Annotated in this window: 14 protein-coding genes; 7 read left to right on the top strand and 7 right to left on the bottom strand. The window is 41.5% G+C overall.

Going from position 1 to position 17779, the window contains the following annotated elements:
• Positions 1–53: 53 nt before the first annotated feature.
• From V7K42_RS20810 to map, 4 genes are all read left to right on the top strand, one after another.
• Positions 54–497: a VOC family protein gene (locus tag V7K42_RS20810; RefSeq protein WP_334919322.1), complete on the top strand. Its 444-nt coding sequence runs from the start codon at positions 54–56 to the stop codon at positions 495–497.
• Positions 498–1126: 629 nt separating this feature from the next.
• Positions 1127–3784, top strand: a complete 2658-nt coding sequence (locus V7K42_RS20805; protein WP_442938607.1) for a M16 family metallopeptidase — start codon at positions 1127–1129, stop codon at positions 3782–3784.
• A gap of 100 nt (positions 3785–3884) precedes the next feature.
• Positions 3885–4409, top strand: coding sequence for a cupredoxin domain-containing protein (locus V7K42_RS20800; RefSeq protein WP_334919250.1), 525 nt, complete (start codon positions 3885–3887; stop codon positions 4407–4409).
• A 281-nt stretch (positions 4410–4690) separates the two neighbouring features.
• Positions 4691–5518 carry a type I methionyl aminopeptidase gene (gene map / locus V7K42_RS20795; RefSeq protein WP_094333161.1) on the top strand — a complete coding sequence of 276 codons (828 nt, stop codon included), beginning with the start codon at positions 4691–4693 and terminating at the stop codon, positions 5516–5518.
• Between the two features lie 253 nt (positions 5519–5771).
• On the opposite strand, the gene V7K42_RS20790 is transcribed toward map, so the two are convergent.
• On the bottom strand, positions 5772–7232 hold the full coding sequence (locus V7K42_RS20790; RefSeq protein ID WP_334919249.1) for a hypothetical protein: 1461 nt from the start codon (positions 7230–7232) through the stop codon (positions 5772–5774).
• A 208-nt stretch (positions 7233–7440) separates the two neighbouring features.
• Between V7K42_RS20790 and V7K42_RS20785 the strand changes: the two genes are divergently transcribed.
• Together V7K42_RS20785 and V7K42_RS20780 are read left to right on the top strand one after the other, a co-directional pair.
• Positions 7441–8844, top strand: coding sequence for an amidase (locus V7K42_RS20785; protein ID WP_334919248.1), 1404 nt, complete (start codon positions 7441–7443; stop codon positions 8842–8844).
• 2 nt (positions 8845–8846) lie between these two features.
• Entirely contained in the window at positions 8847–9545 is a 699-nt protein-coding gene (locus V7K42_RS20780; protein WP_334919247.1) for a Crp/Fnr family transcriptional regulator, read from the top strand.
• Between the two features lie 30 nt (positions 9546–9575).
• Here the strand turns inward: V7K42_RS20780 and V7K42_RS20775 are convergent, their stop codons facing one another.
• Both V7K42_RS20775 and V7K42_RS20770 read right to left on the bottom strand, forming a co-directional pair.
• Positions 9576–10115, bottom strand: coding sequence for a GNAT family N-acetyltransferase (locus V7K42_RS20775; protein ID WP_334919246.1), 540 nt, complete (start codon positions 10113–10115; stop codon positions 9576–9578).
• An 82-nt stretch (positions 10116–10197) separates the two neighbouring features.
• Positions 10198–11064, bottom strand: a complete 867-nt coding sequence (locus V7K42_RS20770) for an aldo/keto reductase (RefSeq protein ID WP_334919245.1) — start codon at positions 11062–11064, stop codon at positions 10198–10200.
• Between the two features lie 161 nt (positions 11065–11225).
• Here V7K42_RS20770 and V7K42_RS20765 point away from each other — a divergent pair, with 161 nt between their 5' ends.
• Complete coding sequence (locus tag V7K42_RS20765) at positions 11226–11987, top strand: hypothetical protein (protein WP_334919244.1); 762 nt, start codon at positions 11226–11228, stop codon at positions 11985–11987.
• Between the two features lie 491 nt (positions 11988–12478).
• Here V7K42_RS20765 and V7K42_RS20760 read toward each other — a convergent pair whose 3' ends face one another.
• From V7K42_RS20760 to V7K42_RS20745, 4 genes are all read right to left on the bottom strand, one after another.
• Complete coding sequence (locus V7K42_RS20760; RefSeq protein WP_334919243.1) at positions 12479–13891, bottom strand: TolC family protein; 1413 nt, start codon at positions 13889–13891, stop codon at positions 12479–12481.
• Positions 13892–14007: 116 nt separating this feature from the next.
• Positions 14008–14679, bottom strand: a complete 672-nt coding sequence (locus V7K42_RS20755) for an ABC transporter ATP-binding protein (protein WP_334714443.1) — start codon at positions 14677–14679, stop codon at positions 14008–14010.
• A 66-nt stretch (positions 14680–14745) separates the two neighbouring features.
• On the bottom strand, positions 14746–16026 hold the full coding sequence (locus tag V7K42_RS20750; protein WP_442938605.1) for an ABC transporter permease: 1281 nt from the start codon (positions 16024–16026) through the stop codon (positions 14746–14748).
• A 129-nt stretch (positions 16027–16155) separates the two neighbouring features.
• Positions 16156–17733, bottom strand: a complete 1578-nt coding sequence (locus tag V7K42_RS20745) for an efflux RND transporter periplasmic adaptor subunit (protein ID WP_334919242.1) — start codon at positions 17731–17733, stop codon at positions 16156–16158.
• Between the last annotated feature and the right edge of the window lie 46 nt (positions 17734–17779).

The following is a 17779-nucleotide window of genomic DNA, read 5'->3' as shown; positions in this document are numbered from 1 at the left end:
CCGATCGCAACTTTTACAAAAAAGGACAACTGACAAAGGATAAAAGACAAATTATGCACCATGCTTCTATTCGGACTGCGAATATTCATCGAGCGATCGCTTTCTACGAACATTTGGGGTTTACAATTTCGGAACGCTTTACTACAGGCTACACCCTAGCTTGCTGGATGGAAGGACTGGGCGGCAGAATTGAACTGATCCAAATTCCCGAACCAAAGCCAGCCCCAGATGCCTTTGCTGACGAGCATTATGTGGGCTATTATCATCTCTCGTTCGATTTAACTGAGATTACACCAGATTTACCTAGCTGGTTGACAAATTTACAAGAACGTGTATTATTGGCAACTGAGAGTCAAAGTGAAGAATTACAACCGTTGAAGGTACTTTTAGAACCCACACAACAGCAAATAGGCGATCGCATTTACGAAGTAGCTTTTATCGCCGATACCGATGGTTTACCTTTGGAATTCATTCGGGTTTTAACAAAACTCCCGTAATTTAGCTTTTTTATTACCTTTATTGCTAATATATTGTTTTTCTGTATTGTTACCTCAGTAACAGATTTTTTTGCCAGATTAAACTTAATCATTCACAAAAATAACTATGTAACTTAATTTACAGCGATGCTTGCTAAATAAATGTATGGATTTTCCAGGTTTTATAAATATCCCTTGCCGTTATTAATTTTAAGCTTATGGCTAGTAGCAGTTTTTTTATTGAGCGAGCAATCGACTAAGGGACTTCCAACTAAAAAAATATCCCATCGCTTTGGCGAGCAGGGGAGGCAGGGGGCGCAGGGGAAGCAGGGGAGGAAGAATCTAATTGATCATCTTCGCTCCAAAATTGAATAATTTAATTTCTGGAAGTCCCTAACCCTCTTCTGTCACTCTCCGGGAGGGCGATCGCTAGAACCCCCATGAGGCAATCAATACAAGCTATACTATTAGAAAAAAATTGGTCTTGTATTTGTTATTAGGAAAAAATCTGGCGATCGCTTCCTGTACAAAGGCTCTGGAAGTCAGAAATGACAAATGTTTTCGGAGAGTGACAGAAGAGGGCTAATAGCCAACATCCAGCCATATCTAACAAAGAAAAATACCAATCAACCTTCCTAGTAAAAAGAATAATGCCCTCAACACTGACAGAAAACGTCCGTAAGACAGTGCTGGAAAATGGTCTAACTGTCCTAACAAAGGAAGTGCATACTGCGCCAGTGGTGACGGTGCAAGTGTGGTACAAGGTTGGCTCACGCAATGAAGAACCGGGCGTGAATGGTATTGCTCATCAGTTGGAACACTTGATGTTTAAAGGTACTCAAAATCGCCCCATTCAATTTGGCCGTTTGTTTAGTGCTTTAGGTAGTGATTCCAATGCTTTCACCAGCTATGACCAAACTGCATATTACGGTACTGTGGAACGTAACAAGCTAAAAGCGCTCTTAGTGCTAGAAGCAGACAGAATGCAAAATTCTCAGATTGAGCCAGAACAACTAGCGAGTGAAAAGCGAGTAGTAATTTCTGAGTTGCAAGGTTACGAAAATAGACCAGAATATCGCCTCAACCGTGCCGTCATGCAAGCGGTGTTTCCTAATCATGCTTATGGATTGCCTGTAGGTGGAACCAAAGCTGATGTCGAGAAATTTGAAGTTGAGCAAGTACAGGAATATTACCGCAATTTTTACAGTCCTGATAATGCCGTCTTAGTGATTGTTGGAGATTTTCAAACCGGAAATACCCTTGAAACAATTAAAGAAGTATTTGGCAAACTACTGAGGAGGCAGGGGGCAGGGAAAGAAGAATTAACAACCAAATGCCCAATTCCCCATTCCCCACTCCCCACTCCCATAGTGTTGCGAGAACCGGGAGCAGGGCGACTGTTACAAGTTGTGTATCCGCTACCAGATGCGAATCAACCAGATGTCCCAACGCTGGATGTGATGGATTACATCTTTACAGAGGGACGAAATTCTAGACTTTATCAGGCATTGGTGGAATCAGGTTTAGCGAGTGAAGTTACAGCATCCGTTACCAGTTTGCGAGAATCTGGCTGGTATGAGGTTTTGGTGACGGCTGGTTCTAAACAAGATTTGAAAAAAATTGATTCAGTGTTGAGTAGCGCGATTGCTAATGTAGCAGAAAGCGTGACAACTGAGGAAGTAGAACGAGCCAAAACCCAATTAACAGCAGATGTAATTCTGAGTAACCGTGATATTACCTCTCAAGCAATGCGTTTGGGTAATGACGAGACAACTGTTGGTGATTATCGCTACACAGACCGCTATTTGGCTGCTGTTCGTCTGGTGAAGCCGACGGATGTTGTAACTGTGATTAACAAATACCTCACAAAAGAATCTCGGACAGTAGGCTTTTTTGAACCAACCCAAAAGCAGATAATAGGGGTTAGTGACAAACCAGACTCAGCCCAAACTACCGAAAATTTCTCTCCTGGCGTGGCTGTGCTTCCTTCTGAGGTGGCGAAATACCTACCGCCTGTGGATTTGGTTACAGATGCGATTGCCCAAGTATTACCACAAGAATTTAAACTTACCAACGGACTGCGGATATTACTGTTACCAGATCGTAGTACACCCACCGTTACTCTAAGCGGCTACATTCAAGCCGGGACAGAATTCGATTTAGAGAATCAAGCGGGATTGGCTGCTTTTGTATCAGAAAATTTACTAAATGGTACTACGAGCAAAAATGTCTTAACTATTGCTAAAGTATTGGCAGAACGAGGGGCGAGTCTCAACTTTGAAGTCCATCGTGAAGGTGTGCATATTGAAGGTGATAGTTTAGCAGGGGATTTGCCGATAATTCTGGAGATATTGGCAGATGTTGTTAAAAATAGTACTTTTCCAGCAAAAGAGTTGGAATTGCACCGCCAACAAACTTTAACTGATTTGCAACTGGAATTAGATGAGCCATCAGAAGTAGCCAGAAGAATATTTGTGCAGTCAATTTACCCTAAAAAACATCCTTTACATACCTTTCCCACAGAAGAAAGTTTACAGCAGATTCAGCGCCAGGATGTGATTGATTTCAAAGCTAAACATTATCGTCCAGATACAACAGTGTTGGCGCTGGTGGGAGATTTTGATCTGGACATTGTGCGATCGCTCATTCAAAATGATTTTGGTAACTGGCGAGTTAGCGGTAAAGCACCCACATTAAAATATCCCCCGGTATCAATGCCAGAGAAAATCATCAGTGTTAACCCAGTCTTACCAGGTAAAGCCCAAGCTGTGACATATATGGGTTACACAGGTATTAACCGTTACGATCCTCGGTTTCATGCAGCCTTAGTATTGAACCAGATTTTGGGAGGCGATACCTTATCTAGTAGACTGGGTGCAGAAGTGCGCGATCGCCAAGGTTTGAGCTATGGAATTTATAGCTACTTCCATACTGGGAAGAATGCGGGCACATTTTTGATTGAAATGCAAACTAGTCCAGAAGATAGCAGCAAAGCGATCGCTAGTACTCGTCAAATACTACAGCAAATCCATCAACAAGGCGTAACTGCACTGGAAGTAGAAACAGCTAAACGCACCCTCATTAGCAACTACAACGTTTCTCTGGCAAACCCAGAAGAATTAACAGATAGAATTCTGATGAATGAAGTGTATGGACTAGATAAAGTAGAATTACATTCCTTTACTGACAAACTCCAGAAAGTCACCTTTGAGCAAGTTAATCAAGCGGCTCGTGAATTACTCCACCCAGATAAAATCGTAGTCGTGACTGCTGGGCCATCTGTGTTAGCAGAAAAAAGCATTAGGTAGAGATGGGCGCTGGGCATGGATAATAAAGAATAGGTAAAGCGGTTTTTACCGCAATCTATTAATTGTTCTTGCTCATCAGCATTGCTTTTAAGGACTACCGATGAAAATTTACAACTATTTATACCAAATTGTAATTACATCTCTTACTTTCCCTAACACTGCTTGGCTGCAAATATTACGTCTAAAGTACGTGATATTAACGTTGCTTCTAAGCTTAAATTTTATCGCTGCTCCTCCAGCAATAGCGGCGAATTTATCTGGCGATTTACTCAAGCAACCAGCTACAGAAATTACAATTAGCTTAGGTAATTTGGCTAACGAACTCAAGTTTGAGCCAAATCATCTAGAATTCGAGGCTGGTAAACGCTATCAACTCCGGCTTACTAATCCCAGCCAACTGAAGCACTATTTTACTGCTAAAGATTTTGCCGATGGCATCTGGACACAAAAAGTTCAAGCAGGCAAAGTAGAAATCAAAGGAGCCATTCACGAACTAGAACTCAAGCCGGGTGCTGAGGCAGAATGGGTATTTGTGCCTCTGAAATCTGGAACTTATGGCTTACGTTGTTCAATACCGGGACATCTGGAAGCAGGTATGACTGGAGAAATTGCCATAAAAAATTAAAAATTCTTAGACTTAGTATTGAATAACCGTCTAATGTTTCAATTGAAGATAATTGAACGAAATCCTATAGTGGGCAGCGAAAAATAAGTTAGAGCAATTTTGATTGAAGTCTAAAATATCAGGGGGAGGCTAATGTGTTACTATATATACATTACGCAGTTAAACTGCAAGAATCCCTATCAGGGATTAAAATAACTTAAATTATAGATATTATTTCTCAAGTAATCTAGAGAAAGCATTCATACTTCATTGACAAAGCTACCAGTAATTATTAATTTCCTATGAACATTTTCAGTAACTTACTTTCTCAAACAACTCAGCCTGCAACATCAAAAAAAAAGGGACGTGGAATTGAAATTAAATCATCGCGTGAAATTGAAATCATGCGACAATCATCGGCAATTGTAGCAACTGTCCTCAAAGAAATTTCCGAGCTAGTAAAGCCAGGAATGACAACGGCTGATTTGGATGCTCACGCCGAAAAACGCATCCGCGAAATGGGTGCAACACCGAGTTTTAAAGGATATCACGGTTTTCCCGGTTCTATCTGCTCCAGCATTAATAATGAAGCAGTACATGGCATTCCTAGCCCGAAGAAAGTTATTCGCGTGGGAGATGTATTAAAAGTAGATACCGGCGCTTATTACCAAGGCTTTCATGGTGATTCTTGCATTTCAATTGCTGTCGGTGAAGTGACAGAAGAAGCTGCTAAATTAATTCGCGTCGCAGAAGAAGCTTTATTTAAGGGCATTGAACAAGTAAAAGCTGGTGTATACCTGCTTGACTTAGCTGGAGCAATTGAAGACCATGTGAAAGCTAACGGCTTTAGTATAGTCGAAGAATTCACTGGACATGGTGTCGGGCGTAACCTGCACGAAGAACCTTCAGTATTCAACTACCGTACCCGCGAAATGCCAAATGTTAAACTTCGTGCGGGGATGACGCTGGCAATTGAGCCAATTTTAAATGCTGGTTCTAGACACACTCGGACATTATCTGACCGTTGGACAGCAGTTACCGTGGATAATTCTTTGTCGGCTCAGTTTGAGCATACAGTTTTAGTGACAGATACTGGTTATGAGATTTTGACTGACCGTTCTAAGGTGTAATTGTTAATGTCTGTAGTAAGTACTATCCTGCGGGAATGCTGCGCGAACAGTCCTTACTACGAACATACTTCTCAATCAATTCAAACTTGATACTCATCGGAGCGATAAGAACCATTTATAAAGTAAACCTGAAATTGTAGTACCAGTAAATATGGTGCGTTATGGCTAAATTAGACTTTCTCAAACCTTCAAATTCCTACACAGCCGTAACACACCCTAACTTGTTATTTACTTTATAAACAGGTTCTAACTGCTATATTTGGCTGATAGACGCATAATTAATTTTATAAATATTAAGTGTTTCTTTAGCTTGTATAGAGACGGACGTACTATTTGGAATTGCTTCTAATAAATTGATTGCTTGTTTCCATTTATCTTGTGCTTGCTGCCGAATTAGTGGCGAATGGGGTAAATTTTTGACAAATAAATTAGCTTCTATCGCTAGTTTTTGGGCTGATTCAAAATTGTTTAAAGCTTTCTTTTCAATTATGACTCTTTGAGTGATAGATTTATAATTAATTCGATAGTAAGCTAATTTGTTCTTTGCTTTATCAGAAACCGATGTTTTATCAGGAGGAATACTATCTAATAAGATTATTGCCTGATGCCATTTAGTTTCGGCTTGTTGCCAGACTTCTAGAGGATGTGGTGGTTTTTGAACTAAAAAAGCAGCTTCCATGCCAAGTTTTTGAGCAGATTTAAACTTAGCTAAGGCACTCCCCTCTTGAGTTAAACTTAGATTAGTCTGTTGCCATTGGTGGCTTTGCTCCTTAAGTTTCCAACCACCAAAACCTAAAATTACTAAACTTGAAACTATAATCAAAGCTGAACTGACTCTTTTTGGTGTCGAAAATTTTGGTAATTTCTCTACATGCTGGCTAATAGTTGGCTTATTACTACTTTCTTCTTCAATCTTTTTTAGGGCATATTCTGCTTGTTCTTTTAAAACTTCACTATGAATAATTAAGGCAGCAATTTTATCTTGAAAATAATCACAATCATTAAGAATATCCGTCAACTCTTGAAATTTACCATTACTTGATATAATTAATTCGTGGTCATCGTCTAACCACTCTAAGGCAAAACCAGATTTGCCAAAGAAAGCAGATACCCCTAATAAAATATTTAATAAACTACGACTATTTTTAATAGTGTCAAAAATATAATTTAACTTTTGTTGTAATTCTATTAATTCTTTTTGATAATTACTAATTTTTGTAATTTGATGTCCTAAAATAGGATAATTTTCCAAGACTAAGTTAATTTTTAAACTTTCAGCAATTAACTGAAATTGGGCAGATAAGCTGAGATGATTAATGTCAAAATTTAGTTGATTGACCAAACCCTCGTCACTGAGAATATCACCAGCTATTGCCTGCAAAAAATAACCCCATTCAATCCAGCCATCGATTTTGGATTGTAAATCAGTTAATGATATTTTAGTTTTTGAATGTTCAAATTTTTCTGCGATCGCTGGCTCTCCTAATCCAATATTAGCTACAGTATCTATGCGAGGAAGTGTAGCAATCGCAGAATTTTTGATATTATCAAATTTTAATTCTTGAATAATTATTTTTTTAATATTGCGTAGTTTTACTTGAGCATTATTGATCGAGATAATTTGTTCCATGATTTCATTAGAATCGCCAATAGTCAGTTTTAAACTCTGAATTAGTGTTGGCAATTCACTAACAAGTATTTCTAGGTTAGCCATAAATACCTCTTAGGGATTTGTCGAAAGTTTATACGAAACAATTAAAATGGCTTGAGTCAGAACATAACCACATCTGTTGCATCTGAGCATCCTAGTTGAGTGACAAATCTTAGGAGCTATAAAATGTATAATTCCCGTAAATCCTGCTAAAGTAACAATTTCAGTTTAAAAATCCCAGAGAAAGACAAAATTACCCATTCACTAACTTATGAATGAAGTTGATTTAGCATTTACCCCCGCACTAGAGTTGGCGGAATTAATTCGTCACCGAGAAGTATCACCCCTAGAGTTGGTGGAAATATATTTAGAACGGATTGGACAGTTGAATCCCCAATTAGGAAGTTATTTTACGGTGACGGCAGAATTAGCGATCGCAGATGCCAAAGCCAAAACAGAATTATTGACAACTACCTCAGAATTACCGCCATTTTTTGGTGTGCCAATTTCCATTAAAGATTTGAATGCTGTAGCTGATGTTACCTGTACTTATGGAAATCCAGCATTACTGAATAGTATCCCTAACTATGATGATGGCGTTGTAACAAAGATTAAGCAAGCTGGGTTTACTATTCTTGGTAAAACAGCCACTTCCGAATTAGGTTCATTTCCATACAGTGAACCTACGGGTTTTCCGGCAGCAAGAAATCCGTGGAATTTAGAATATACTCCTGGTGGTTCCAGTGGTGGCGCGGCGGCAGCGATCGCAGCAGGATTGTGTGCGATCGCTCAAGGTTCTGATGGTGGTGGTTCGATTCGGGGGCCTGCGGCTTGTTGTGGTTTGGTAGGAATCAAACCATCCAGAGGCAGAGTGAGTAACGCACCCGTAGGTGAACGCCTCGCTGGAATTGCTGTCAACGGCCCCATCGCCCGGACTGTGGCTGATGCTGCTGCCCTTTTGGATGCCATAAGTGGCTATGTCACAGGCGATCCTTACTGGTTGCCAGATCCCGAACCATCATTTCTCGCCGCCACTCAGACAAAACTTGGTGCTTTGCGAATTGCCTTTGACACTAGCATTTCTCCTTTGGGAGAAGCTGACGCGAACTGTCAGCAGGGTGTCCGTCAAACAGTCCAGTTATTAGAACAACTCGGTCATCAAGTTGAACAGAAATCTCCAGATTTTAGCGATTTAGTCGAACCATTTCAAATCGTTTGGCAAGCTGGAGTAGCTGCGGCGGGACTTCCAGTTGAAGCCTTGCAACCAATGAATCGCTGGCTATTTGCACGCACAGGTTCTGTCGCTGACTATCTGAAAGCAGTTGCCAAAATGCAGATAGTGGCACGGCAGATTGTGGCGTTTTTTGATACTGTCGATGTGCTGGTATTGCCAGTTTATCTGCATTCACCTATTCGCATTGGAGAATGGGGTTCGCTGAGTCCAGAAGAGACATTCCAAAATATTATTGAGTGGGTTGCCCCTTGTCCGCCTGCAAATGCAACTGGACAACCTGCGATCGCAATTCCTGTAGGCTTTGATAGTAAGGGTTTACCTATCAGCGTGCAGCTAATTGGTAAACCTGCGGCTGAAGCTACACTCATCGGCCTAGCAGCACAATTAGAAGCAGCTAACCCTTGGATTCATCATCGTCCAGCCTTTGCAATATCAGGCTAATCATGCAGGCATCCCTGGAACAACTTTCGCAAATTATTGTGTTTGCAGGTTTAGAAACAGCAGACAAAGTAAGTTTGCAACCTTATACTCAGGTGCAACGCCATCGCAAAGGAGAGATTATTCTCCATGAAGGTGATGCTTTACCAGCAAAACTCTATGCTGTTGTCAGTGGAGCAATTCAAGTTACTAAAACAGCAATGAAGGGGAAAGAAACAATTCTCCGCACCTTAGCTGCTGGGGAAATTTTTGCGGCTCCTGCTTTATTAGGAAATGGAATTTCCCCGGCAACTGTAACTGCTGAATTTGATTGTGAAACTCTCACTGTAGAACGAGACGCTTTATTAAAAGCGATTGGGCAAAATCCTGACATTGCATTACGAATGCTGATGGTTTTTAACAGTCGAATTCAGCAATTGCATGAAACAGTCCACGGATTAGTTTCTGAAAGAGCGATTGTTCGCCTTGCCAGATTAATTCAATATTTTGCTGCTGAATCGGGAACTGAATTAAGTCCACAAGGCGAGTGTTTAAAAGTTAAGTTGTCTTATTATCGCATGGCTAGAAGTAGCGGCATTACTTACGAAGAATGTGTGCGGTTAATTAAAAGTCTCAAGTCAGTAATTAGCTATCATCGGGGTGGGACGATTATCATACTTGATACTGAGAGATTACATGCGGTTGCCTCTGGAGATATAGATTAGGTTTGAGATAAATAGCTCATAGAAGCAGAATTATTTCGCTTTCCACTCTTGATCAAGGATAGCGTAAAGAAAATTATCATACCATCTGCCTTTAATTAACTCTTTTTCCAGCAGATGTCCCTCACGTCGCATACCAATTTTTTCTAATACCCTTACAGAAGCAACATTCTCTGCAACACACCAAGACCAGATACGATGCATTCCCAGTTCTTCAAAGCCAAACTTTAAAATTGCCCGTGCTGCTTCTGTTGCATAACCTTGTCCCCAAAACTGAGTGTTTAACTCATAACCGATATTTGCTTCCCGTAGTTCAGTATCGTTTATACGGATGCCACAATTGCCAATAAGCTGATTTTCTTCTTTGAGGACAACAGCTAACTGAAACTTTGTTCTTGGTTGCTGTTTTTGCTCACTAATAAACATCTGGACAAACTCACAAGCATCGTTTTCTGTACGATGCGTCCAATAACTGTAACGCAAGTACAAAGGATCAGATTGATAGGCAAAAACCGCTTGCCAATCTGCCTCTATAAAGTCACGCATTAGCAAGCGGTATGTTTCTAAGATCATGTATTTTCTCTATATGCTTATTGGAGTGTACCAATAAGGCCGCAGAGTTTGAGTACAGCCTTGTCAATAGCTAGGGGAATGATTAAGTTGCCCGATCAATTTTTTGCACTTCTTGATCAGATAGTTTCAGATTAATAGCTTGTGCTGAGTCTTCGATGCTAGAAACCTTGCTAGCACCAGGAATTGGCAAAATAGCGGGCGACTTAGAACGCAACCAAGCTAGAACGATGTTATATAGTGACACACCTTTTTCTTTAGCTAAGTTAGCGATCGCAGGAATATCTTGCAAATCCTGATGGCGACGTTTACCACCAAAGGGACTCCAAGGCAAAAATGTCAATCCTTGCTGTTCGCAATACTTCAACACTCCATCATTTTCTGGCTGTCGTTGCCAAGGGCTGTATTGATTTTGCACTGAGATAATATCTACTACATCCCGCGCCCGCTTAATTTGTTCAACGGAAAAGTTAGAAACCCCCACAAACCTAATCAAACCTGCCTCTACTGCTTCTTTCGCTGGTGTAAGAGATTCCTCAATGGTGTAATTACTATCGGGAGAATGGTATTGCCAAACATCGATGGGTTTAGCACCACCCAACGCCTCAAAACTAACTCGAATTGTTTCGCGTAAATGTTCTGGGTTGCCGTTGCTTGTCCAGTTTCCATCGGGGCGCATTAAACCGCCTTTAGTTGCCACAATTACTTGGCTAACATCGCCTTTGTAACTAGTAAGCGCCTTGTGAATTAGTCGCTCGTTGTGGTGTTTTTCTGACTCATCTTTGCAGTAAGAATCGGCAGTGTCAATAAATGTAATACCCAAATCCAGAGCATGATGAATAACTTCGATTGATTCCGATTCGGGAGGGCGATTAGAGATTGACATGGGCATACCACCCAAGCCAATCGCACTCACAAAGACACCAGTTTTTCCTAGTTGTTTGGTTTCCATACTTCTAGCTATAGCTTTCTGCCCTAATTATCTACCAGCTAGCCAAAGCTTATTTAGCAATTGATCATAAATCCTCCCTAGTACTTAGAGTTAGCGATCGGTAAATGGATTTCCAAGGGAATACTCTACTTAGAGGTTAAGTATTATATACACAAGCACTGATGAAAATTGTAGAGGAAACTCGTACACGATTGCGGCTAAAGCATAAACCACTCAGATATTGGTTTATCGGGTGGTGCATTTTTGCTATTTGTTTCAGCTTTTTGATTTACTGCTTATTTTTTGAGTCTGCTTCAGTTAAAATAACTTGCGATCGCCTTTCGCCAACCCAAATTAATTGTGAATTGAAGCGGTTCACTTTGTTGGGAAGTATGAAGAAATTCAAAATGTTTGATCCCCAGGAAGCATACATTCTTACAAGGACTGGTAGCAAAGGAGGGAAAACTTATCAAGTTATTATTGCGACTCCATTTGGAGAATTTGCTCTTTTATCTTATGTTAGCTATCAAGATAATCAGGAAGTTACCTTTAAAATCAACGATTTTATCAACTCTGGGCAAACTTCCCTATTAGTGCAGCAGAATCAGAGAGATTATCTGTTTTTCTTAGTTTTATTTATATTAATTATTATGGCGATCGCAGCTTATTTTGGAACCTCACCTGTAACTATCTGCACTTTCTATAAGAGTATCGATCGGCTATTTATCGAACGTAAAAGTCTGCGTGGCAACCAAGTTATTGAATATCCACTAGAAAGTATTTTGCGTTTTGATATCCAAGAAAAGCAATATAAATACTCTAAGCTTTATCGGGCTGTAATTGTATTAAAATCCTTCAAAGAAATCCCAATTAATCCACAATACACTGATGAAATTAGCATCAGATATGCAGTTTCTAGAATACACTCATTCCTCAAGTTTTAGCATTACCGCGATCAGTACAGATGATTTTCCCATTCGCTTGTGCTACAACTTGTAACTTAAGCGGAGCTAGACACGCTCCGCCTCTGGTATATGCTGTTTATTTTTCCTACTGTAAAACTTTTTTTAAGACGTTCAATCGGACTTTCTTCAACATCAACCGTTACTATCGGATTACTATTTGATTTTTGAACGAAATTAGGTATTGTAGAGGAGCCAGTGCGTTGGGGTTAATCCAGCACTGTATGCGGGTTTCCCAACCTAGGCGACTGGTTTTCCCGAAGGGATGTTCCCTCCGTTGTACCAACTGGCGTTGTCTTAGAACGGAGTTCGTAATGCACTATATATCAAGGGTTTGATGCCGTACTCTCCGTGCTAACACATGCTACGGATATTTTCTCCAACTCAAATCGGAAGGCTATACTTCTAACTGATAATCATAAGTAGCCAATTTTTTTCTTGGAAGCGTGAAAGCCCTTAATAATGATATGACCTTAGCGCGAAGCCCTAGAAGTAACTAAAGTTTGCAAATTAGCTAAAGCGCGATTGTAATCCAAAATAGCTGTAACTCGATTACCTTCTGCTGTTGTCAAGTCATTTTCAGCAGCAATCACCTCTGTTTGAGTGCCCACACCAGCTTGGAACCTCAGCCTTGCTAAATTCAGAGCTTCCCTGGCTTGATTTAAAGCCACACCGGCAGTTTGCACATTCTTTAAATTGGATTGTAATTGAGAATAGAACTGTTCTACATTAAAGCGAATTTGGTCGCGCTGGCTAGCAAATTGAGTCTCTGCGATCGCAATATCAGCTCTCGACTGGGCTGCTTTTGCTTTTGCGGCTCCCCCATCAAACAAAGTAAGATTTCCTTGGAGTCCTACTGAATAGCCATCAGTAATACTGACACCATCATTATACCGATCTAGCAGGTTGTAACTGGCTGCCAAACTAATTTGCGGTCCTAGCTGAGAAAGTGCCTGCCGACGCTGTTGCTCGGCAATATTACGTTGTGCTAAAAATTGTGGCAATTCTGGACGATTTTGAAATGCTTGGACAATAGTTTGTTCTACTGTCTGCTCCCAAAGACCCGCTAATTGTACAGGATCTGCGGCACTGATATCAACTGACTGCGACAAGCTTAACAAGGTAGCAAGCTGACGACGGGAAATTTGCTGCTGTGAGATAGCATTAGTCAGTTGTTGTTGAGCGTTTGCTAAATTAACCTGAGCTTGCAACACATCGAACCGCGTACCTACTCCAGCCTGTTCTCTGGCTTGAGTATCCCGCAAACTAGCCTGGGCATTTTCCACAGCAGACCGATTAATTCTTACTTGTTCATCCGCTTGTTGCAAATCGTAGTATTGAGTTGTGGCATTCAACTTAATTGTCAAAGACTGACTTTCAACATTAAATTCATCCACACGTAATTGTTCTTCAGCTGCTTGGATTGTTGCTTGTCGATTACCGGAAGTATAGACATCGTAATTCAGTTGTGCTGAACCATTAAAAGAGGTGCTGCTTTGAGATGAATTGTTAGTAAAACCATTACCACTGTTAGTCACACTACTGTTGATTCCTAAAGTTGGATATAAGGCAGCTTGAGATGCACGTACAGATGAGCGACTGCGTTCTAGCTGCAATATAGCTACTTGTAAATCTCGATTGTTCCGTTGTGCTAGTTCCAAAGCTTGTGCCAAACTGATTGGTACGGTTCCCTGAATCCTTACTTCCTCCGGTTTGGTAGGGAATTGGAGAGGATTGGGATTAGGATTGAGGTAATCGGGAACCTGTACTGAGTTTGAGGAATTCTGCGGTTTTGGGGGAGTTGCTGCACTTGCTAAAGTTGGAAAAAGAATCCCCAACGCTATGCTAACCCAGGTAGAATGCACAAACAATAAGCTAAGATTCATAAATACATGTAGTCATTAATTAGGTTTCTTTGAGGATACAATCAAAAGTTTTCATTTTGATTGACCTACAGAGATTTAAATTTTAAATTTCCTCTCTAAGGGTTGATATTAACAAATTAGCCTACAATCAAGCCATCCTGAACTCGAATAATCCTTTTGGTTTGAGCAGCAATATCTGGTTCATGAGTGACAATCACAATTGTGATCCCTTGGTTATTAAGTTCAGTCAACAAATTCATCACCTCATGAGAAGTTTCAGTATCTAAAGCTCCTGTTGGCTCATCTGCTAAAACTAATGCAGGTCGGTTGACCAAGGCGCGAGCGATCGCTACCCGTTGTTGTTGTCCCCCAGACAGTTGACTAGGACGGTTAGATATGCGTCCCTGTAATCCTACTTTTTCCAGGGCTTCTAATGCCCTTTCACGACGTTTTGGCTTGGGTAAATTAGCGTAAACCATTGGTAACATGACGTTTTCTAGCGCTGTTGCTCGCGCCAATAGGTTAAATTGTTGGAAAACAAAACCTATCCTTTGGTTGCGGATATACGCTAATTCATCATCATCAAAAGTCGTCAGGTTTCTCCCTTCAAAGATATAGTCTCCAGTTGTGGGACGATCCAGACATCCCAAAATATTCATAAGTGTGGATTTTCCCGAACCTGATGCACCCATAATTGAGACATATTCCCCTTCCTCGATGGAGAGTTCAATTCCTTTAAGTATTGGAACACTAACTTCTCCCAAGTAGTAAGTTTTAGTAATAGATTCCATCCAAATCATGGTTGGCATATTAATTACAAATTACGAATTACGAATTACGTTAGCGTAGCGAGGCGTTAGCCCATTACGAATTATCTAATCACTACGTAAAGCAGTGATTGGATCTAATTTAGATGCATTCCGTGCTGGAATTACCCCAGCGAGTAAGCCAACGCTCAATGAGAGTCCAAAGCCAGCAACGATCGACAAGAAAGAAATTACAAACGGAAATTTGAAAATGCTTGAAGCTACAAAAGCTAATAAAACGCCAGTTGCCATCCCAATACCTCCGCCGACAATGGAAATCACGATCGCTTCGGCTAAAAATTGATTGAGAATTGCCGAATTAGTTGCTCCTACGGCTTTGCGAATCCCAATTTCTCGCGTCCGCTCAACTACAGACACCAGCATAATGTTAGCAATTCCAATTCCACCAACCACTAACGAAATTCCGGCGATCGCTACCACCATGACTGTAAATAAACCCACAACACTAGTAAAGGTGCTAACAATATCAGCTTGATTGGTCAGCCGAAAATCATCAGCTTGCGGTGGAAAAATGTTGTGACGCAGCCGTAAGAGATTGGTAACTTGAAACTGAGCCGCTTCTAATTGCTCCTGATTAGCGCCTTTGACTAAAATTCCATTTACAGAAACGCCTACCAGAGCATTGTTACCAACCAGTCTCTTCGACATACTAGTTAGAGGAATGAAAACCTGGTCATCTCGATCCATCGGCCCTTGAGAACCTTTAGCTTCCATCACCCCAATCACTCCATAAGCCTCTCCCTGAATGCGAATTTTCTCGCCGATCGGATTTACACCCTGTCCAAAGAGTGTGCTTTGGACTGTAGGGCCAAGAATAGCTACCTGTGCAGCAGTATCTAGTTCTTCTTGAGTAAAATATCTCCCTTGTTGGGGGTGAGTATTTCTGACTTCTGGGTAATTTAAATCTGTGCCATAGATAGTTGTTGAGGTGTTTTGTCCTGCATATACAACTTGAGCAGTCCGTTGCAGATAAGCAGAAACCATCTGTGCTGATGGCGCTTGTGTAGCGATCGCCTTTGCATCTTCCCAAGTCAAGGTGCTGCTAGAACCTACTCCTTGACGGACATTTCCGCTTCTTGCAGCACCCGCTAAGATTTGGATCACATCTGTACCCAATGCTTGGATCTGTTGCTCAACCCCTTTTTGCACTCCCTGACCGACAGAAGTAATGGCAATGACTGAGGAAATCCCAATAATCACCCCCAACATAGTTAGACCTGTGCGTAATTTGTTACTCCACAGAGTCTCTGCCGCCATTGTCAAGATTTCTAGGAACGGTACTGTGCGGGTCTTCTTAGCTTTGTAAAAGCCCTTAAATATCTTAAACATAAGCTTTTATTTAAAACTCATTTCTTCCTTCTCTTCACTTTGTGTCCTACCCTGCGGGAAGCCGCTCCGCCTCTATGCGTCCTTCTCTAACGAGACGCTGCGCGAATGCGGTTTGTTAAAAAACTCACTTTAAGGGGAACCACCAGCAGAACGACCGCCAGAACGACCGCCACCGCCGCCAGTTCCTCTTCCGCCGCCTCCTCCTAGACCAGGGAAAACTCCTCCACGAGGTGTTGATTGCGGACGCGATCCTGGTGGGAAACTGAGTAATACTCTCTCGTTTCCTGTCAATCCAGACTTAACTTCAGTAAAGTTATTCACGGTAACGCCAGTCTCTATGCGAGTAAACACAGGTTTGTTATCTGCTCCAGCCACATACACACCTGTGGTATTTTGTTGGCGCACCACTGAGGCTGTTGGCACTACTAAAACATTTTCAACTTGACCGACTTGAAAATCTACTTCTGCATTCATCCCAGACCGCAGTAGTCTTTGAGGGTCTGAAAGTGATACTCTGACTTCAAAACTGGTGACGTTTTGCTCTACTATTGCTTGGGCTGCGATTTGGCTGACTTTACCTTCAAAGGTTTTTCCTGGGTAGGCATCTGCTGTAATCGAGACTTTTTGACCAAGGCTGATTTTGGAAATATTTGTTTCCGCCAAATTTGCGACAACTTCATTTGTTGAAGCTAGAGACAAGATTGAAGAAGAAGAAGAAGAAGCTACTTCACTACTAGCAGTTGTGGGTGTCACGAAAGCACCTGGATCGGCAAATTTCTTTGTCACCACCCCATCAAAAGGGGCGCGAATGATCGTGTCATTGATTTCGGCTTGGATGTTTTGCAGCGAACCACGAGCAGATGTTACCTGGGCGCGGGCTGCGTTAATGTCTTCTTGGCGCGTTCCGGCTTTCAAAAGTGCCAAAGCTTGCTGTCTCTGCTTCACCACAGCTCTTGCTTGCTCAATGTCTTCTGGACGTGACCCAGCTTTTTGTAATCCCAGTGCTTGCTGTGCTTCATTGACACTAGCTTGGGCGCTGTCGCGAGTGGCACGGATTTGGTTAAGAGTCTGAAGGGAAATACCGCCTGCATTGTAAAGCTGTTGATTGCGAACCAAATCGTCTTCTCCTTGGCGAAGGGTGGCTTGAGCGCTTTGCAAACGTGCCTGTGCTTGGCCAATATCTTGAGAGCGATTACCTGCTTGTACCTTTTGCAGATTCGCCTCAGCTTCGTCTAATACTCCTTGGGCTTGAGCAATATCTTGAGGACGATTACCTGCGATCGCTTTTTGCAAATTCGCCTCGGCTTGTGCCAATTGTCCTTGAGCAGAGGTAAGTTGCCCCCGCAGATTGGAATCATCCATGTAAGCGACAATCTGTCCTTGTTTGACGATATCTCCTTCTTTCGCCAGCAGTGTTTTTAAAATGCCGGAATTTTTCGGGCTGAGATTAATCGATCGCTCAGGCTTCACCGTTCCGTTCGCTGAAACTGTGATTGTTAAACTCTGCCTTTGTACAGGTCTTGTCAGCACCCGACGGCTGGCTTGTTGCTGGGAAACAACGGCTACTTGATAATAAACTGCATAGCCAATTCCCCCCAAAAGGCAAAAAGCAATTAGCCAAGAGAGCCAATTTCGTCTGCTCTTTTTTTTCTTGATCTCTGGAAGCGAAACTGATGAATCTACGGTATTTGGTGTATCAATTTTCATGTCCATTTTGTCTATAAGGAACGGCTACCAAGCTGGTTGTTCAAGG

It is taken from the genome of Nostoc sp., from assembly GCF_036917455.1.
Classification (GTDB): Bacteria; Cyanobacteriota; Cyanobacteriia; order Cyanobacteriales; family Nostocaceae; genus Nostoc.
This window is presented reverse-complemented; position numbering and strand designations above follow the sequence as displayed.